This is a genomic window from Nonomuraea sp. NPDC026600, assembly GCF_040638335.1.
Taxonomy (GTDB): Bacteria; Actinomycetota; Actinomycetes; order Streptosporangiales; family Streptosporangiaceae; genus Nonomuraea.
In genome coordinates this window covers 267454-285731 of record NZ_JBEZYD010000011.1, presented here as the reverse complement: position 1 = coordinate 285731, position 18278 = coordinate 267454, and the positions used below count along the sequence as shown (strand labels likewise).

Sequence of the window (18278 nt, the reverse complement as noted above, 5' to 3'; positions counted from 1 at the left end):
GGTGTCACGGCACCCCTGCGCCAGTTCACTCGACACCCAGACCGACGCGCTCAAGGTCACAGACATCACCCGCGTCTTCGCCAAGAAGATCTCCACCCGCGCCACCGTCCGCCCCGAACGCCGCATGTCACGGTTTCTCGACGGCGGCCACCCCGGCGCGACTGTGACACAACCATGACACGGCGCGAACGAGGCGAGGACGCGGCCAGCCGACAGTGGACGGGGTTGATGGGCGGGCGAGTTACGGAGCGTGCTGTGAAGCGATCCGGCCGCCCGCATCGGACGACGCTGTACGGCCCGGGTGGCCCCGGCACCACGGCATCGCCCTCATCAAGCATGGCGAGACGAACCGGCCGGAGCCGCTGGGACAGAACGTTACGACGAAGGCGATCGCAAAAAGGAGAAGGCGTGGCTAATGACAGGAAATGGGACCGGCGTTCGCTGTTTCGGGGCGCCGCTGTGCTGGCCGGTGCCACCGCCGCCGCGCCGCTGCTGGGCAAGGCAGCCACGGCGCTGGCCGACAGCGGTGACGCCGACGCGCTGTTCAAGGCCGGGAAGTTCGAGGAGGCCGGCCGGGCGTACGAGGAGATCCTGAAGACAGACCCCACGAACCTGCACGTGGCCCGTCAGCGCGGCCATGTCGGGCTGCTGTCCAACCGGTTCCCCGACGCCGAGAAATACCTCAAGATGGCCTTCAACCTGGCGCCCGACGACAAGCAAACCAACGAGTTCCTGGGCGACTGCTACATCCGGCAGGACGAACTCGCCCTCTCCGCACCACACTGGCAAGCGGCCGGAGAGGAAGCCTACGCCAAGTGGTTCGCGGCGGTCAGCGGCGAGCCGTATCAGATCCACGGCGACATCGCGCGGGTGCCATTCCAGCAGATGGACCCGAAGCCGCTGGTGGAGGCCTCGGTCAACGGCGGACCGCCGAAGCGCTTCATGTTCTACACCGGCGCCCCGAATCTGAGCATGCGCGCGTCGGTGGCCAAGGAGGCCGGGCTGAGCCCCGTCGTCAGTCAGAAGACCGATTTCGAGGGCATCCCCATATGGGTGCACTACGGGGTGCTGGACTCCTTCAAGCTGGGCGGCATCGAACTGCGCAACGTCCCCGTGGGCTGGTCGTCGACGGAGTCGGGCGAAGACGTCGGCACCGACAGCGACGGCCTGATCGGCACATGGGTCTTCTACCACTTGCTGACCACCTTCGACTACGCGGGCCGGTCGCTGATCCTGCGCCGCCGGACCCCCGAGGTGGCCGGCAAGGCACGCGCCGACGCCATACGGGCGGGCGCCAAGCCCCTGCCACTGTGGCTGGCCCGTGACCACGACGTCCACAGCCTGGGCAGCATCTCCGGCATCGCCGGCTCCGGCCCACGAGTGGTGGGCGTGACCATCGGCGGAATCGGCGAGGTCGCCGCGGGCATGCCCGGGGAAACGGCCAAGCAGTTGCGGGTCCGCACCGACTACGACCGCCCGATCGAGACATTTGCCCACAGCCACCCAACCATCGCCTACCCCTGCTACCCGAAGGAGATCCGCCTCGGCGACGCCGTCGCCAAGGAGGTCTACTGCGAAACGGACCCGAACATGCCGGTCAACGTGCCCTGGCCCTACGGGTCAGGGATCGACATGACGGGCCACTTCGCCCACTGCTTCTTCAAGCCCTACAACGTCACCCTCGACTTCACCGACATGAACCTCTACATCGCCCGCGGCGCGGCCGCCTGATCACCGTGACCGCACGGGCGTCATAGGAGCTACCTGGAGCTGCCGGCTCCTACGGGCGAGGGGGTGAGGGTGAACCAGACGCCAACATCCCCTCGCCCGGTGCCGTACCAGGTAGTGTCCCGGGCGCCGCAGTAGCCATGCGCGGCCGGAGCCCATCGAGTCGCGTCCCAGCTCAGGCGCGGTTTGGCGTTGACCGGGATGCCCCGCCCTGGGGTGTCGCTGCGGTTCATGGGGATCAACGAGAAGGCGGTGTCGTCGTACCCGGTGATGACCTACCACGCGGTCGCGCTCGGGGTCCTGGAGAGCGTGGAGGTCTGAGCAGTGCGGGAGCCCGATGCGGGCTCCCGCACTGACTCTCACGCGGCGGGGCAGATCGGTGACGGGTCGGGCGCGGCCGGCTCGGTCACCGCCGGCCGGAGCATGTCGCGGAAGTCCAGCGTCAGCGGGCCGGCGCAACCGGGCCGGAAGATCTTGATGAGGCCTTCGTGGCCGGAAGCCCGGAGGAACTCCCCGTCGACCAGCGGCCAGCCGGTCAGGTCGCCGGGCTGCTTCACCCCGTCGATCTCCAGGATCCGGTTCAGGTACTTGACGCCGAACCGGTGCAGTTGGAACCGGTAGGTGTGGCCGTCCGGGGTGTGAAAGGTGTTGGGCGTGGTGACATCCAGGTTCCTCGGCAGGCCGGCGTTGAGTTCCTTGATCTTGGCCGCGAAGATGCTGAACGGCATCTTCGACTTCTCCAGCGCGTAGAAGAACCCGGCGTTCTCGTAGACCCCTGCCTGGACGCCCTTCTTGTTGATCTGGATCGCCACGTGGAAGCCGCTCCCGCCACACTTGTCGGAGTCGAGCAGCAGCCACTGCCCGTTGGACTCCGGCCCCACGCACCGCTGCCAGCGCTCGGGCACCACGCCCTGCAGGCCGCAGGCGAAGCCTCCGGCCACGCATGTGTTGACCACATCCCGGTCCGGAGGCGTGTGGCCCGGGCGGCGGCCGCCCTCGAAGCGGATGAGATCGGCGAACTCCAGATTGAGCGAGGTCGGCATCAGCGTGGTCGGCTGAGCGCTGCCCCGCTGCGGGAACCCGGTGATCTCATCCATCCGGTAACCGCTGTTGAGGAACACACCACCCGCGGTGATCATGAATGAGGGCGAGCTGGAGTAGATCTCGATGCCTCCCTCGGCCTGGTCCGCGTCCGGATGGATCTTCGGCCGATCCCCGTGGTTGAAGCGCTCCTGGTACGGCGTGCCCTTGTTCATCGCCAGCTCGTAGGCGGGGCTGGTCGCAGCCTTCTACGATGAAGAGGTAGTCGCCGTTCTTGTCGGGATCGATCACCTGCGAGCCGGTCGTCGACGTGGCGAACCTGGCGGGTTTCTGACCCAGGTTCTGGCCGCCGAAGTCCCAGCGGACGAGGAAGGTGTCGTAGCTGAAGGGGTCGCTGGGACCGAACTCCACTACCGCGGACTTGCCCAACTGGTAGGCGGCGACCGTGAGGTCCTTGCCCTGGTCGGGCGACCAGGCGATCTGACCGTGCGCGAAATCCTGGCGTTTGCCGTGACGGCCGGGCACATCCTGTTCGGGGCCGGTGGGGCAGCCGAGCGGGCCGTCCTTGCCCTCCAGCAGGTCCCATCGGTCGTGGATGAGGCCGACCGGCGTGATCGCGCACGGGCCGGCCGACGGAGTCTCGGCCCGGCGGGCGGACCGGTCACCGCCAGCATGGCGGCGAGCAGGGCGATCAGTGTGAGGACTCGGGTGAGCATAGCGCCCATCGTGAAAACGGGGCGCGTCCGGCACCAGAGTAGGCCCCTGCTCAAAAGGCGATGGTCATCCAGGGTCTTGAAGCGATCTGGCTGGTCAGGCGCCTGGAAAGCGTTCAGCCACGTTAGGCCCGTCAGCTGGTGGCGCCCCAGGTGAGAGAGAGGCCGGTGGCGGCGCGTTCGGTGCGGATCTCCATCATGCTGCCGAGGATCGTGGCCTGGTCGGACACCACGGGCGTGGCGTCGAGCGTGTAGGTGATCCGGGTGCTGACGAGCACCGGGCTGCCCTGCGGCTCGTGGAGGTGGCGGGCGGCGGCGGGGTCGAGCAGACCGGGCCGGACCACCTCGGACGCCCGGGCGACCGTCACTCCCGCGTCGGCGAGGGCCGTGTAGAGGGAGACGGCGGTGAAGTCGCGGTCGCGGATCTGGTCGGCCACCGGCCGGCGGACCCAGGACACCTGGTGTACGGCGGGACGTCCCGCGAACTCGCGGACCCGCTCCAACCGCAGGGCGGTGTCGCCGGGACGCAGCCGCAGCTCCGCGGCGATCCGGGCGGGGGCCCGGCGCACCGCCCGCCCGGCCACCGCGGTGCGTACGTCGTGGCCCTGTTTACGCAGGTCGTCGACCAGGCTGCGGAGCGAGTCGAGCTGGTACGCCAGGTGAGGCGGGGCGACGAACGTGCCCCTGCCGGGCTGCTGCACGATCAGCCTCTCGTCGCTGAGCTCGCGCAACGCCTGGCGCAGCGTCATGAGGGTCACCCCGTAGGAGGCGCTCAGCTCCCGTTGCGGCGGCAGGGCCGCACCGGCGGCGTAGTGTCCCGACCGGATCTTCGCGGCGAGGTCGGCGGCGATGGCGCGGTATCTCGCTTCGTGCCCGGCGTCAGGGGTCATCGTGGTCGGTCACACTCCTGGTCGAGGGCTTGCCGCAGGGTGGCGAGGAAGGCCCGCAGGTCGTCCGGCCCAGCCCCGTCGAGTACCCGCCGCATGACCGCGGCGCCGACCACCACGCCGTCGGCGTGCCGGCGGGCTTCGCGTGCCTGGTCCGGGGTGGAAATGCCAAATCCTAGCAAGACCGGCCGGTCGGTGACGCGCCTGATCCGCTCGGTGAGTTCCGCCGCCGAAGCGGCGAGGTCGGCCCGCTCACCGGTGGTGCCCATCAGCGACACCGCGTAGACGAATCCGCGGCTGCGGCACGAGATCTCCGCCAGCCGCGGCTGCGGCGTCGCCGGCGACGCCAGCAGGACCAGCTCGATCCCGGTGGCCGCGGCCACGTCCGTCAGCTCGTCCGCCTCGTGCACCGGCAGGTCGGGCACGATCAGGCCGCCGACGCCGGCCCGGCGCAGCGCGGCGCAGAACGCCTCGGGGCCGTCGTTCAGCACCAGGTTGTAGTAGGTGCTGGCGACCAGCGGCACGCCCAGGTCCGGCATGCCGGACAGGTCGGCGAGGATCCGGCGGGTGCTCGCCCCCCGGGCCAGTGCCGTGTCGCCGGCCTGCTGGATGGTGACGCCGTCCAGCGTGGGGTCGGAGAAGGGCAGGCCGACCTCGATCGCGTCCGCCCCGGCGGCGGCGAACGCCCGCAGGTAGTCCGTCCAGCCGGGCGTGATCCCCCCGGTGACGTACGGCATGAGCAGGCCGCGGCCGGTGTCCCGGCGGGCCCGCAGGTGGCGTTCCACCGCGCCCACGGTCAGAGTGGGGTTCGTCACAGCAGCTCCTTCAGGGTTGAGACGTCCTTGTCGCCCCGGCCGGACAACGTCATCAGCACCGTCGATCCTGCGGGCAGGTCGCCGCCGGCCGCCGCCTGGATCACCCAGGCGAGGGCGTGCGCCGATTCGAGCGCCGGGACGATGCCTTCGGTACGCGCCAGCCGTACCGCCGCGCCGACAGCCTCGTCGTCGGTCACCGTCATGTAGCGGGCCCGGCCCAGGTCGCGCAGGTGGGCGTGCTCCGGGCCGACTCCCGGGTAGTCGAGCCCGGCGGCGATGGAGTGCGCCTGGGTGATCTGCCCGTCGTCGTCCTGCAGGAACAGCGAGCGGCAGCCGTGCAGGACGCCGAGCCGGCCGCGAGCCGCCCCGGCGCCGCCCTCCGCCTCGACACCGACCAGGCGCGCCGCGGTGTCGGCGAATCCGGCGAACGTGCCGGCCGCGTTGGAGCCGCCGCCGACGCACGCGACCACGTAGTCCGGGACGCCGGTCCGCAGCTCGGCGGCGCACTGCCCGCGGGCCTCGTCGCCGATGACCCGCTGGAACTCCCTGACCATCCACGGGTACGGATCCGGCCCGACGACCGAGCCGATGCAGTAGTGGGAGTCGCCGGTCGCGCCCACCCAGTGCCGCATGGCCTCGCTGGTCGCGTCCTTGAGGGTACGGCTGCCCGTGGTCACCGGGACCACCTCGGCGCCCAGCATGCGCATCCGGAAGACGTTCAGCGCCTGCCGCTCGATGTCGCGCTCGCCCATGAACACCGTGGCCTCCAGCCCGAACAGCGCGGCGGCGGTCGCGGTGGCCACCCCGTGCTGGCCCGCTCCCGTCTCGGCGATCAGCCTGCGCCGTCCCATCCGGGTGGCCAGCAGGGCCTGGCCCAGCACGTTGTTGATCTTGTGGGATCCGGTGTGGGTGAGATCCTCGCGCTTGAGGTACAGCTGCACGCCCAGCGCCTCCGACAGCCGGCGGGCCGGTGTGAGCGGGGTCGGCCGCCCGGCGTGCTCGGCGAGCAGCCGCGCCAGGGCGCCGCGGAACCCCGGATCCGCCCAGGCCTCCCGGAACGCCTCGTCCACCTCGCGGCACGCCTCCACCAGGGACTCCGGCGCGTACCGTCCGCCGTACTCGCCGAATCGGCCCCGCGCTCGGGGCTCGCCCATCGTCCCGTCCAGCGGGACCGGCTCACGCCAGGGCAGCACGTTTCGCATGCCATGCTCCGATCGTTCTATAACTCTTGAAAGAGTTCTATAACAGTGAGTGTGGCACGGGCGGCGTGGACGCGCCACCACCGGGGCTCGGCACGGCAGCCAGGAGGCAGGGATGTTCACTGTTTGGTGCTTGACCCGGGCCGAGATCGACACCGGCTCGTGGCGGCGCCTGGAGCCGGGGGCGGTGGACCGGAAGGCGTACACGTTCTGCATGCTGGAGCAGCTGCGCCGACGGGAGGTGTTCGCGAAGAACTCCTCCAGGTGGGGCGACGCTGCTGGACGGGGAAGGTCAGGGCAGGGTCAGAATGCGCGGGCCCTGGTCGGTGATGGCGACAGTGTGCTCGATATGGGCGGCCCGGCTGCCGTCGGTGGTGCGCAGGGTCCAGCCGTCGGTGCCGGTGCGGTAGGTGTTGTGCCCGCCGGCCATGAGCATGGGTTCGAGGGCGAGGACCAGGCCGTGGCGGAGGGGGAAACCGCGACCGGGGCGGCCGCGGTTGGGGACATGAGGGTCTTCATGCATGCGGCGGCCGATGCCGTGACCGCCGAAGTCGGCGGGCATGCCGCAGCCCGCCTCGCGGGCGACGGTGTCGATGGCGTGGGAGATGTCGCCGAGGCGGCTGCCGACCTGAGCGGCGGCGATGCCGGCGTCGAGGGCCTGTTGGGTGGCGTCGATCAGGTCGAGGTCCGTGGGGCGCGGAGTTCCGACGGTGAAGGTGATGGCCGCGTCACCGGCCCAGCCGTCGAGCTGGGCGCCACAGTCGATGCTCACCAGGTCGCCGTCCCGCAGCCGGTAGCCGGTGGGGATGCCGTGCGACACGGCGTCGTTGACAGAGGTGCAGATCACGGCGGGGAAGGGCACCGGGGCGAAGGACGGCCGGTACCCGAGGAAGGGGGAACCGGCCCCCGCCTCGGCCAGAACCGCGCGGGCCACCTCGTCGAGTTCCTGTAAGGACACCCCGACGCCGGCTGCTTCTCGCACTGCGGCCAGGGCGCGGGCCACCACGCGGCCGGCTTCCCGCATCGCGTCCATCGCGGCATCGGTCTTGATCTCCACCATGTGCTGTAATTCCCCGCCTCAATCAGACCCAATACTTATACCGGTATTAGTATCACGGTCATGGTGAGAACTCCTTTGACTCCACAGGAACGGGAACGCGGCGAGCGGTTCGGCTCGCTGCTGCGTCAGGCACGCGCCAGCCGGAGCATGGCGGAGGTCGCCGCCGCGGCAGGAGTTTCCGCCGAGACGCTGCGCAAGATCGAAACCGGCAGGGCCCCGACCCCTGCCTTTTTCACCATCGCGGCCCTGGCCTCAGCGCTGAACATGTCTCTGGACGAGTTGGCGGCCGCGTGCGCGCACAACCCGGATTGGCAGGAACCAGCACTCTCGGCCTGAAGAAAGGGTGTCAGCAGGCTGGTGAGCGCCGGGGCACGAAGCGGCGCCGAGCCCCCTCGAGGGTGGCGTCGGCGACTGTCTTAAGCCGGTCAGGCGGCTAATCGCAGAACGTGGTGGCGTCGAAGGCCGGAGCCTGGTCGAGGTCTTCTGCCGGACCGACCTCGACCAGGTAGGGCGGGTCAGTCGTCGATTGCCTGGTAGAGGGTGGTCCAGAAGTCGGTGATGGCTCGCGCCGAATCCGGGGTGGACATCCCGGTCTGGGTGAGCAGGATGCCGACGAGCTGGTTGTCCGGGTCGGCGTAGACGGTGGTGCCGGCTCCCCCGTCCCAGCCGAACTGGCCGATGGGCGCGTAGTCGCCACGGTAGGTGCGCACCGCCATCCCGAAGCCCCAGCCGCCTTGCTGCCCCTGGCCGTGAGAGAGATGGACGACGCTGCGGGCCCAGGTCTGCAGGGCGGTGGTCTGCTCGGGGGTGAGGCGGAGGGTGGTCATCAGCTCGACGGCGGGCCGGGACAGGATCTGCCGGCCTTCGTGGATCCCGCCGTTGAGCAGCATCCGGAAGTAGGCGTGGTAGTCGTCGACGGTCGAGTCGAGTCCGCCGCCGCCTGACTGGAACGCCGGAGGCCGGCTGTGGTGTCCCCCTTCGACCGCATCCTCCACGAGGAACTCACCGGTCTCCGGGTGGGGGGCGTACAGGGGCGGCAGCCGGTCGATCTTGTCGGCGGGCACGTGGAAACCGGTGTCCTTCATGCCCAGCGGATCGAAGATGCGCTCGCGCAGGAACGCCTCGAACGACTGGCCGGTGACCCTGGCCACCAGCACGCCGAGCACGTCGTCGCCGAGGTTGTACAGCCACCGCTCTCCGGGCTGGTACATCAGCGGCAGGGTGCTCAGGCGGCGCATCCACTCATCCGGGTCCGGCGCCGGCAGCAGCCATCCGTCCTCCTGGCCGTACACCCCCCGCTCGAAGAACGCGCTCAGCATCGGAGCGGTCCGCGCCGTCATATCCAGCCCGAGCCCCAACGTGTTGGTGAGCAGGTCCCGCACGAGGATCGGCCGCCGTGCTGGCACGGTGTCGTCCAGCGGGCCGTCGGGGCGCTTGAGCACCTGCCGGTCGGCGAGCTCGGGCAGCCAAGGGTCGACCGGGTCGTCCAGCCGCAGCCGGCATTCATCCAGCAGCACCATCGCCGCCGACACCGCGACCGGCTTGGTCGTCGAGGCCATCCGGAAGATGGTGTCGCGGCGCATCGGCGCGCCACCGTCATGGCGCATCGTCCCTAACGCTTCGACGTGCGTCTCCTCGCCCCGGCCGACCAGGGCGACGAGCCCGGGAATCTTCCCGGACTCGACATGCCGTGCCAGTACCTCGCGCAGCCTGCGCAGCCCTGCTTCGGAGAAGCCGCTGTTGCCTTTTCTCATCATGAATTTCCTTACACACAGTGTTTGATCTTGCGAGACCCGTCCCGGCGTGGCGCTCAGGGGCTTCGCATGGGCGAGGCACGAGGGTCGGGGGTCGGCCCAGTTCGCAGCCCGGAGGGCGCAGTCGCTGAACCGTTCATGGCATCCATCGCCGGCCGCTCTGATACTGGCGTCGCCGTCTTGATGCCGCCGCTGACACGCGGCGAGAAGTAGCCGACCGGGCGTGACCCCGTGGCCGTGCAGACAGTCAATGAAAGTGGTGCCCGCCCCCGGGCACGATGTGCTGTGTCGTTATCAGTCTGTCTTGTCTTATTTTCCGGTGTCTTCGCCGACGGCGCGCGTGATGGCGTCGGTCAGCCGCTTCCGCGCACGGGCGGGGACGTAGCCACCCTCCGTATAGTTATGGACGAACGCCTCGACGAACTCCACCGGGTCCTCCCCGACGATCTCGCGGATCGGCGTTCCGTCCGCCGCGGCCTGTTCGAACAGGTCGGCGAGGTCTTCGAACCTCGACGCATCGCTGTCGGCGTCGGTCGGCACGAAGTGCATCATGTACTGCTCGATCGCTTCGACCGCCGTGCGGTAGTTCGGCGGGAGTTGTTTCACGCGCGCCTGATACTGCCGCCACCGCAGCTTGGGGCCGATCACCTTTGCGAGGAAGCCACTCTTTTCAGCGTCGGACATGGTCATCTGCCTCCTTTGCGGAGCTGTTCGAGCCGTTCTGCGAGGAAGCTCCAGGTCCTCCAGAATTCTTCGAGATATTCCTGTCCCTGAGCGTTCAGGGAGTACACCTTGCGCGGTGGCCCCTTGTCGGACGGGACCTTCTCCACGTCGACGAGCCCGCGCTGCTCGATCCTGACGAGCAGCGCGTAGATGGTGCCCTCGGCGATGTCGGAGAAGCCCTGGTCCCGCAGCCACGCCGTGATCTCGTAGCCGTACGCGGGCCGGCCGGACAGGATCGCGAGGACGATGCCCTCCAGCGTTCCCTTGAGCATCTCCGTCACCTGCTTGCCCATGGAACACCCCCTTCCAGCTACTCAATGTTGCTGACTACCGGTACAAAGTAACACCGACTACCGGTATTTAGCAACACTGAATAGCTGAGGCGCAAGCGTGTGGGTGCGGGCGACCTGATCACTGCTCATGAGCGCGTGCTCGGCCTTGATGCGGCGATCCTTACGATCGCGATCGCCCCGGCGGCGCCGGCCGCACGGGACTGACGCGGGTTATGGGGTCTGGACGAGCGCGGTCGGCGGTACGGGGATCGCGGGGAAGGGGTTGTCGGGCAGGAGCAGGACCCGGCGCGGCCGGTCCGGCTGCCCGGCCGCGTCCAGGTGGAGCAGGGCCGCGCCGATGCCCGCCGCGCCGACCATGTAGCCGGTGTCCGCACTCACCTCGCCGGGCCGCAACCGCCGGTACGCCTGGTACCAGCGGTAGCCGCGTCCCTCGTGGTCGGTGGCGCGGGCGACCAGGTCCGCGGCGAGGGTACGGGCGAACTCCAGGCAGGAGGCCCTCCCGGTGACCGCCCACAGCCCGACGAACAGCTCCACCAGACCGGCCGTGCCGCAACACTGGCAGGCCACGTTCCAGTAGCCGTCCGTCCTGCGTGGCGGGGCGGCGCTGTCGACCACGCCGTGCGCCAGCCGTTCCAGCCAATCCAGGTCGCCGGGATCGCCTGTCACCCGGTACAGCTCGTAGAACATCCTGGCCACCCCGGCCGCGCCCGAGCAGAAGCCGGCGTAGTGCAGCTCGCGCGCCTGCGGCACGTGATGCGGGACCATCGCCGATCGGTCGCCGACCGCGCTGACCTCGCGGACGAAACCGGCCCCGCTGCGCGCGGCACGCAGGAAGCGCTCGTCGCCGGTCACTCCGTACAGGCGGGCGAGGAGGAACACCGTGCCGGCGGTGCCGGCGAGGAATCCGGGCGTGGTCGCGTCCGGCGGCGCGCCGTCGACATCGCCGAGACGGTGGCCGGGAACGGGCAATCGGGCGATGCGCAGGCCCGCCTCCACCGCCGCCGCCTCGTAGGCGGGCATCCCCAACTGGGCGGCGGCTCGCAGCAGGCCCAGGATGATGCCGCCGTCGCCGCGCTGCGTCGGGTCGTGCGTCCAGCCGAAGCCGTCCGCGCCGTTGCGCCCTCTGCCGACGATCAACTCGGCGACGGCCGCCGCCTCGGCGGTGAGCCGGTCGTCGCCGAGCACCCACCCGGCCTCCATCAGCGCGATCATCGTGCCCGTCAGCCCGTGGTAGAGCGACAGATCGTCGTCCCGCCGCCAGGTGGCCGCGAGCCACTCGGCCCCGCCCCGCGCGTCCTCCAGGTACGCCTCGTGCCCGGTGGCGACAGCCAGCTCCAGGAAGAACAGCACGATTCCGGCCGCACCCGAATACAGAGATCGAGGCTGCGATCCGACTGCCGATCTGCCGTGCGGGTCGGGGTTGGCCACCCAGTGGCGGCCGTGCTCGCCCTCGACCCCGGCGGATCTGATCCAGCGCGCCGTCGAGACGGCGGCGGTCAGCGGGGAGGCGGCACGAGCGCTCTTCGGGCGGATCTCGTCCAAGCTCATGGCCGGGACTATGGCACATCCCCTGTCCAATTTCATGCTTTTCCTATTAATTTGATAGGGATTTTGCGGAGAGTGCCGGACGCCAGCCAAGCCGCGGTGCCAGCTCCCGCGCGACGGAGGTGAGCAGGCGGAGGTGCTCGTCGAACTCGGGTACGCCGGGGACGAAGCTCACCAGCAGGTCGGTGATCTGCCGCAACGCCGGATCGGCGGCCAGCTCGGCGGCGAGCGCCTCCGGTGGCCCGAGCAGCGCGCGGTCGGCCTCCAGGTACTCCTCGACGCTGAGCCCCGCGACGTCGCGCTTGGCGGACAGCCAGCCCTGCCAACGACGGGCGCCGGGCGTGACCGAACGGATCGCCTCCGCCCGGTCGGGGTGGGGGTAGACGGCCCGTGAGACCTGTACCCGGGGCTGACGGGCCGCCGCGCGGTAGGCCGCGATCCACTCCGCCTGTTGCTGCTGGGCCTCGCGCACGGTGGTGCCGCGCCAGCCGGTGGCGCGGGAGAGCTGCAGCCCGTCGCCGGCGCGCCCCGCGGCGGCCGCCGCCGGGACCGCCAGTGATGGGTCGCCGGTGGTGGCCTGCCACAGGCGCGAACGTACACCGGCCCCGGGCGGATGGAGCACCTCGCCGAGGCTGTTGAGCGCCACGCCCGCCAGCACCTCGTGGAGGCGCGCCACTGAAGCCTCGAAGAGCTTGTGCCGGTCGGCCAGGTCCTGCCCGAACGCCTCCCATGCTCCCGGGAAGGGCCCCGACCCCACCCCCAGCTCCAGTCGGCCGCCGCTGAGCTCGTCGAGCGTCGCCGCGTCCTCGGCGACCTTGAGGGGATCCTCCAGGGGAAGCACCAGCACGCCGGTGCCCAGCCGGATCCGCGTGGTGTGCTGGGCGATCGCGGCGAGCACGACCAGCGGCGCGGAGACGTGCTCATTGCCTTGGCGGAAGTGCCGTTGGATGACCCATCCCGAGTCGTAGCCCAGCTCCTCCGCTGCCACGAACAGGTCGATCGCCTCCCGGTAGGCCCGAGCCGGGGGCAGGTCGCCGTCGAGGTGCAGCAGGAAGCCCAGGCGGAAGGGGCGGCCGTCCTCGACACCCGCCCCGATCAGGTCAGCCATCTCAGAGCCTCACTCCGGTCCCGTGCACGCCGTGCTCGTCGATCAGCGCCAGCTCCTCCTCCGTCAACGGCGGGAAGTCGAGCGCCTTGACGTTGTGGTCCAGCTGCGCCGTCGAGCTGGCTCCGATGAGTGCCGAGGTCACCTGCGGCTGCCGGAGCACCCACTGCAGGGCCAGCTGCGCCAGCGACTGGCCACGCCCCTCGGCGATCCGGTTGAGCGCGGCGGCCCGCTGCCGGTAGGTGTCGTCGATGACGTCGGGCGACAGGAACGCGCTGTTCTCCGCGCGCGCTCCCGCCGGGATGCCGTCGAGGTACTTGTTCGTGAGCAGGCCCTGTGCCAGCGGTGAGTAGACGATCAGGCCGAACCCGTCCTCGGCGGCCAGCTTGAGCAGGCCGTCGAGCTCGGGCCGGCGATCGAAGATCGAGTACCTCGGCTGGTGGACCAGGAGCGGCACCCCGGCCCGGCGCAGCAGTTCGGCCGCCTCGTGTGCCCGCTCGGGGGCGTAGTTGGAGATGCCCACGTACAGCGCCTTGCCCTGCTCGACGGCGCTGACGAGGGCGCCGACGGTCTCCTCCAGCGGCGTGGTCAGGTCGGCGCGGTGGCTGTAGAAGATGTCGACGTGGTCGGTGCCCAGGTCGCGCAGGCTGTTCTCCAGCGAGGTGAGCAGCGACTTGCGTGATCCGCCCTTGAGGTACGGGCTGGGGCCGATGGGGTTGCCGGCTTTGGTGGAGAGGATGAGCTCGTCCCGGTACGGGGCCAGGTCCCGCTTGAGCACCCGCCCGAAGACCTGCTGCGCGGCGCGGTGCGGCGGGCCGTAGCGGTCGGCGTTGTCGAAGTGGGTGATGCCCAGGTCGAAGGCGTGCAGCACGATGTCGCGCTGGGTCTCGTACGGGTGGTCGGTGCCGAACTTCTGCCACAGGCCGAAGGAGAAGGCCGGCAGGTCGAGACCCGAGTGCCCGGCGCGCCGGTACTCCATCTTCTCGTAGCGGCTCATGAGCGGTTCTCCCGGCGGAGGGCGGCCGGCTGGAGGGACGGGGTGTCCCGGCCGGTGTCGCGTTCGAGGAAGTGGGTGCCCGGGTCGACGATCTCGTCGATGCGATCGAGGACGTCCGCGCTGAGCTTGACGGTGGCCGCTTGGAGGTAGCTCTCCAGGTGGTCGAGCGTGCGCGGGCCGATGATCACGCTGCTGACCGCCGGGTGGTTGAGCGCGAACGCCAGGGCCAGGTCGACCAGTGTCAGGCCGTTGTCCTCGGCCAGCCGGGCCAGCGTGTCGGCGGCGGTCAGTTTGCGCCGGTTGCGATCCGCACCGATGTCGAACCGGCCGGGGATGAGATCGGCGCGCGCCGACTCCGGCTGTTCGCCGTCGATGCGGTACTTGCCGGACAGCCAGCCGGCGGCCAGCGGGCCGTAGCTGAGAACGCCGACGCCGTACTTCCGCGCGATGGGGAAGACCTCCCGTTCGGCGCTGCGGACGAGCAGGGAGTACGGCAGTTGCTCGGTGTGCGGGGCGATGAGCCCGTGCTCGTCGGCCAGCCACTGCGCCTCGACGAGCTGCTGCGCCGGGAAGACCGAGGTGCCGTAGTAGCTGATCTTGCCCTGGTGGATCAGGTCGTTGAGCGTCCGCAGCGTCTCCAGCGGGTCGGTGTGCGGGTCCGGCCGGTGCGCCTGGTAGAGGTCGATGTGGTCGGTGCCCAGCCGGCGCAGGCTGTCCTCCACGGCGCGGGTGACCCAGCGGCGCGAGTTGCCGGCGTGCCGGGGGTCGTCGCCGATCTGCCCATGGAACTTGGTGGCCAGGAAGACGTCGTCGCGGCGGCCCTTGATCGCCTTACCGACGATCTCCTCCGACACGCCCTGGGCGTAGACGTCGGCGGTGTCGAGGGCCGTGATGCCGGCGTCGAGTGCGGCATGGATGATCCTGATGCTCTCACCCTCCTCCTGCCACCGGCCGAAGTTCATGGTGCCGAGGGTGAGCGGGCTGACCAGGACGCCGGTGCGGCCCAGTATGCGGTCGGTCATGGAGTTCCTCTCTAGAACAGGCCGGTCGTCGGCGGGTCCTCGCCGGTCAGGTGGTACGCGCCCGCCACCGCCGCCTTCCACTGCCTGGGGTTGTGGTTGGCGACCGTGCGGGCGTTGCGCCAGTGCCGGTCGAAGCCGAGGTCACGATTGGTGATCGAGCCGCCCGCGACGTCGAAGAGCAGCTCGGCGGCCCGCAGCGCGGACTCGATGGCGATCACGCCGGTCTGCGCCACGGTGACCGCCGCCTCCGCGCCGGAGGCCCGCGCCCGCTGACCCGTCAGGCCGCGCACGCTCTCCAGCGCTTCGGCGGCGAGCAGCACCGCCGATCTGGCGGCCTGGGCCCGGGCGGCGATCTCGCCCACGGTCTCGCGTACGTACGGGTCCTCGACGCTCTTGCCCGCCGTGCTGTGCTTGATCGGCCGGGCCTTCTCACGGGCGAACCAGACCGCGTCGTCGAGCGCCGCGGCGGCGATGCCGGCCTCGACCGCCGCCAGGTAGAGCTGCGCGAACGAGCCCAGCCAGGGGTTGTCCAGCCGGGTGTTGTCGCGAGCCACGACCTCGTGCTCGTGCGCCCGCACGCTCTTCAGCCGCGTGGTGCCGCTCGCGGTCAGCCGCTGGCCGACCGCGTCGAAGTCGTCGAGCCGCTCCACGCCCGCGCGATCCACCGGCACCGTGAAGCCCAGCAGGGTCCCGTCCTCGTCCTTGGCCAGGCCCGAGAACCATGAGGCGTACAGCGCGCCGGTCGAGTAGTACTTCTCGCCGTCGATGACGTACCCGTCGCCGTCACGCCGGATGGTGGTGCTGACGGACCCGCTGGCGCCGCCGGTGCGCTCGTTGGCGGTGCCGGCGAACAGGTCGCCGTCGCGCAGCCGCCGCAGCGTCAACGCCCGATGGGGCAGGTCGCGGCGGCTCGCCACCTGATTGGCGGTGAGGAAGCTGCCGCGCAGCGCCTGGGCCACGTTGGAATCGGCTCGGGCGATGGCGATGACCAGGTCGATCACGTCCCGCTGCGAGCCGCCGGCGCCGCCGTCCTCCTCGGCGATGCCGACCAGCGTGATCCGCTGCCCGGCGAGCGCCCGGACGTCGTCGAAGGCGTACTCGCGGGCGAGCTCGCGCTGATGGGCACCGATACGGAGGCGCTCCAAGATCGGGGAGACGGCGGAGCGGATGCCGTCGACGGTGTAGTGCTCGGTGCCGATCACGCCGGCACCGCCACGAGCTCGGGCAGGCCGAACGCGGCCCGCAGGGTCGGGGGCGACGAGCCGGCCGCGTCCGCCAGCCGTGGCACCAACGCCCGCAGCAGGCTGACCACCGCCGCGGTGCCGCCCGTGGGCACCAGCTCGAATCCGTCCAGCCGGTGCGCCGCGGCCCAGGTACGAAGATCGTCAGCGGCGGCCTCGGCGATGGCGGGGCCGGCGGCCGGGTCGTCCACCACGACCTCGACCCGGCCGAGCAGCACGACGTCCGCCCGGGAACGACCGGCTCGCCGCAGCGCCTCCGTCAGCGCGGCGTCCGCACCGGCGGCCTGCTCCTGCTCCACCACGACGACGTCCGCGGACTCCGCGACCGCCGCCACGTCAAGGGCTCCCAGGTCGGCGACGACGACCGGGCGGCCCTGCACCGACGACGGCCCGTCCAGCGGACCGGCGACCCGGTAGAAGGAGCCCTCGTGGCCGATCGGCTTGATGCGCGCGTCCTCGACGACGACCCCCGCCGCCTGGTCGCCGATCAGCGCCGCGCGCGGGAACGACTCCCACAGCCGGGTCAGCACGTGGGCGTACTCCGTCCAGCGCCGGGCGGGGTCGCTCGCGCCGGGGTCTGGAGCGGTCGCCTGGCTCACCTCGTCTCCCCCGCCCGCCCGCAGGGCGACGCCGCTCCGGCCGCCGGTGGCCCGGTCGAGGGAGAGCACGCGCCGTGCGGCGTTGTACGGAGCGTTGTGGGTCGTGGGCAGCTCGGCGACGTAACCGACGTCGCCATGGAGGCCGGCGAGGTAGGCGCCCACCACGGTCGGGTCGAGCGCCCGGCCGTCGAGGAGCCGGATGGCCGCGACCCCGACCTCTTCGGCCACCGCCGCGATGACGACGGCGTCCGTGAGCGACACCGGAGCCGGGTGGCCGGTCGGCTCCCCGACCGCGAGCGCGAGCTGGATGGCTGTACTCATGAGGAGATCACTTCCGGTTGAGGAACCCGGCCCGGCACCGCGGGCAGACCGAGTCCGAGATGGTCACGAAGGGTCGTTCCGTCGTAGTCGGTGCGGAACAGGCCACGACGCCGCAGCTCGGGAATCACCTGGTCGGCGAAGTCGGCGAAACCGGACGGCAGCACGTCGGGCATCACGTTGAAGCCGTCCGCCGCGCCCGCGCGGAACCACAACTCGATGTCGTCGGCGATCTGCTCCGGCGTCCCCACGACGATCCGGTGCCCCCCGCCGCCGGAGAGCTTCTTCAGCAGTCGGCCGAGCGTCGGCTGCTCCGCGTCGATGATCGCCTTGACGACCCGGTAGAAGGTCTGAGAACCACCGGCCTCGTCGGGATCGACGAGGAGCTCGGCCGGGATCGGCTCGTCGTCGGACAGCCCGTCGAGGGAGATCCCGAGCTGACCGGCGAGCCGGCCCCGGGCGTAGGCGTCGGGCAGGATCTCGTCCAGCAGCTCACGCCGGGCCTTGGCCTCGGCCTCGGTGCTGCCCACGACGGTGGACAGGCCCGGGAGGACCACGATCTCCGCGGGACGCCGCCCGAACCCGGCCGCGCCGGCCCGGATCTCGGCGCGGAACGCGCGGGCATGGTCGAGATCCTGGTCGGCGGAGAAGATCACCTCTCCGACCCGGGAGGCGAGCCTGCGGCCGTCGCTGGAACCGCCGGCCTGGACCACGACCGGCCGGCCCTGCGGGGAGACGAGTTCGGTCCGGCCCGCCCAGCCGGCGACGACCTGCTCGGTGACCTCGGCGGCGCGGCGGTAGCGCAGCGCGTGCTCAGGTTCGCCGCCGCGGCCGAAGTTGCGCGCCGCCACCGGCCCGGCGGTGGTCACGACGTTCCAGCCGAAGCGACCACCACTGACGTAGTCGAGGTCGCCGAGCCTGCGCGCCAGCTCGACCGGGTCGTTGTAGGACGACGACAACGTCCCGATCAGACCGATCCGCTCGGTCTGGGCGGCGATCCGCGCCAGTACCGTCGTGGGCTCCAGGTTGTTGCCAGGGCGGTGCCTGATGGACGGGTCGAGCAACGGGCCGTCCGCCAGGAAGACCGCGTCCAGCTTGGCTTCCTCGGCCTTCTTCGCGATCGAGGTGTAGTGCTCGATCGTGTAGCTGGCGGTCCCGTCGGTGTCCGGGAACCGCCACGAGCCGCCGAAGACGCCCGCGTTGAGGATGTTGACATTGATATGCAGCACGATCTTCTC

The 18278-nt window shown here is 70.7% G+C and carries 19 protein-coding genes and 1 pseudogene; 4 read left to right on the top strand and 16 right to left on the bottom strand.

Translation table 11 applies throughout. From position 1 onward, the window contains the following. Position 1: 1 nt before the first annotated feature. From AB0F17_RS26765 to AB0F17_RS26755, 3 genes are all read left to right on the top strand, one after another. Positions 2–178 carry a hypothetical protein gene (locus AB0F17_RS26765; RefSeq protein ID WP_358027779.1) on the top strand — a complete coding sequence of 59 codons (177 nt, stop codon included), beginning with the start codon at positions 2–4 and terminating at the stop codon, positions 176–178. A 230-nt stretch (positions 179–408) separates the two neighbouring features. Continuing rightward, positions 409–1731, top strand: a complete 1323-nt coding sequence (locus AB0F17_RS26760; RefSeq protein ID WP_358027777.1) for an aspartyl protease family protein — start codon at positions 409–411, stop codon at positions 1729–1731. 198 nt (positions 1732–1929) lie between these two features. Continuing rightward, positions 1930–2049, top strand: a complete 120-nt coding sequence (locus AB0F17_RS26755) for a hypothetical protein (RefSeq protein ID WP_358027774.1) — start codon at positions 1930–1932, stop codon at positions 2047–2049. Positions 2050–2087: 38 nt separating this feature from the next. Here the strand turns inward: AB0F17_RS26755 and AB0F17_RS26750 are convergent, their stop codons facing one another. From AB0F17_RS26750 to map, 6 genes and pseudogenes are all read right to left on the bottom strand, one after another. Further along, positions 2088–2984 carry a hypothetical protein gene (locus tag AB0F17_RS26750; protein WP_358027771.1) on the bottom strand — a complete coding sequence of 299 codons (897 nt, stop codon included), beginning with the start codon at positions 2982–2984 and terminating at the stop codon, positions 2088–2090. 253 nt (positions 2985–3237) lie between these two features. Then, positions 3238–3519 (bottom strand): annotated as a pseudogene (locus tag AB0F17_RS26745) (hypothetical protein); the annotation flags it as partial. A gap of 97 nt (positions 3520–3616) precedes the next feature. After that, complete coding sequence (locus AB0F17_RS26740) at positions 3617–4372, bottom strand: GntR family transcriptional regulator (protein ID WP_358027769.1); 756 nt, start codon at positions 4370–4372, stop codon at positions 3617–3619. Next, a complete protein-coding gene (gene trpA, locus AB0F17_RS26735; RefSeq protein WP_358027767.1) occupies positions 4369–5184 on the bottom strand; it encodes a tryptophan synthase subunit alpha in 816 nt (271 codons plus the stop codon). The genes AB0F17_RS26740 and trpA overlap by 4 nt, the downstream gene beginning before the upstream one ends. Further along, positions 5181–6386 (bottom strand): tryptophan synthase subunit beta, encoded by a 1206-nt coding sequence (gene trpB, locus AB0F17_RS26730; RefSeq protein WP_358027764.1) that lies wholly within the window; start codon positions 6384–6386, stop codon positions 5181–5183. Before trpB ends, trpA begins: the two co-directional genes overlap by 4 nt. A gap of 289 nt (positions 6387–6675) precedes the next feature. Further along, positions 6676–7443, bottom strand: coding sequence for a type I methionyl aminopeptidase (gene map, locus AB0F17_RS26725; RefSeq protein ID WP_358027762.1), 768 nt, complete (start codon positions 7441–7443; stop codon positions 6676–6678). A 60-nt stretch (positions 7444–7503) separates the two neighbouring features. Between map and AB0F17_RS26720 the strand changes: the two genes are divergently transcribed. Then, positions 7504–7779, top strand: a complete 276-nt coding sequence (locus AB0F17_RS26720) for a helix-turn-helix transcriptional regulator (RefSeq protein ID WP_358027760.1) — start codon at positions 7504–7506, stop codon at positions 7777–7779. A gap of 179 nt (positions 7780–7958) precedes the next feature. Here AB0F17_RS26720 and AB0F17_RS26715 read toward each other — a convergent pair whose 3' ends face one another. The 10 genes from AB0F17_RS26715 to AB0F17_RS26670 form a co-directional block, all read right to left on the bottom strand. Then, positions 7959–9197: a serine hydrolase domain-containing protein gene (locus AB0F17_RS26715; protein WP_358027757.1), complete on the bottom strand. Its 1239-nt coding sequence runs from the start codon at positions 9195–9197 to the stop codon at positions 7959–7961. A 309-nt stretch (positions 9198–9506) separates the two neighbouring features. After that, complete coding sequence (locus AB0F17_RS26710) at positions 9507–9887, bottom strand: DUF1048 domain-containing protein (RefSeq protein ID WP_358027754.1); 381 nt, start codon at positions 9885–9887, stop codon at positions 9507–9509. Continuing rightward, positions 9884–10213 carry a PadR family transcriptional regulator gene (locus tag AB0F17_RS26705; protein WP_358027751.1) on the bottom strand — a complete coding sequence of 110 codons (330 nt, stop codon included), beginning with the start codon at positions 10211–10213 and terminating at the stop codon, positions 9884–9886. The genes AB0F17_RS26710 and AB0F17_RS26705 overlap by 4 nt, the downstream gene beginning before the upstream one ends. 210 nt (positions 10214–10423) lie before the next feature. After that, positions 10424–11761 (bottom strand): lanthionine synthetase LanC family protein, encoded by a 1338-nt coding sequence (locus AB0F17_RS26700; RefSeq protein WP_358027748.1) that lies wholly within the window; start codon positions 11759–11761, stop codon positions 10424–10426. A 46-nt stretch (positions 11762–11807) separates the two neighbouring features. Then, positions 11808–12866, bottom strand: a complete 1059-nt coding sequence (locus AB0F17_RS26695; RefSeq protein ID WP_358027747.1) for an LLM class flavin-dependent oxidoreductase — start codon at positions 12864–12866, stop codon at positions 11808–11810. A gap of 1 nt (position 12867) precedes the next feature. Next, positions 12868–13860 carry an aldo/keto reductase gene (locus AB0F17_RS26690; protein ID WP_358027744.1) on the bottom strand — a complete coding sequence of 331 codons (993 nt, stop codon included), beginning with the start codon at positions 13858–13860 and terminating at the stop codon, positions 12868–12870. After that, complete coding sequence (locus AB0F17_RS26685; RefSeq protein ID WP_358027742.1) at positions 13857–14882, bottom strand: aldo/keto reductase; 1026 nt, start codon at positions 14880–14882, stop codon at positions 13857–13859. The genes AB0F17_RS26690 and AB0F17_RS26685 overlap by 4 nt, the downstream gene beginning before the upstream one ends. Positions 14883–14893: 11 nt before the next feature. Further along, positions 14894–16084 carry an acyl-CoA dehydrogenase family protein gene (locus AB0F17_RS26680; RefSeq protein ID WP_358027739.1) on the bottom strand — a complete coding sequence of 397 codons (1191 nt, stop codon included), beginning with the start codon at positions 16082–16084 and terminating at the stop codon, positions 14894–14896. Next, positions 16081–17043 carry a hypothetical protein gene (locus AB0F17_RS26675; RefSeq protein ID WP_358027737.1) on the bottom strand — a complete coding sequence of 321 codons (963 nt, stop codon included), beginning with the start codon at positions 17041–17043 and terminating at the stop codon, positions 16081–16083. The genes AB0F17_RS26680 and AB0F17_RS26675 overlap by 4 nt, the downstream gene beginning before the upstream one ends. Beyond that, positions 17040–18269, bottom strand: a complete 1230-nt coding sequence (locus tag AB0F17_RS26670) for an LLM class flavin-dependent oxidoreductase (protein ID WP_358027735.1) — start codon at positions 18267–18269, stop codon at positions 17040–17042. The genes AB0F17_RS26675 and AB0F17_RS26670 overlap by 4 nt, the downstream gene beginning before the upstream one ends. Positions 18270–18278: the final 9 nt, after the last annotated feature.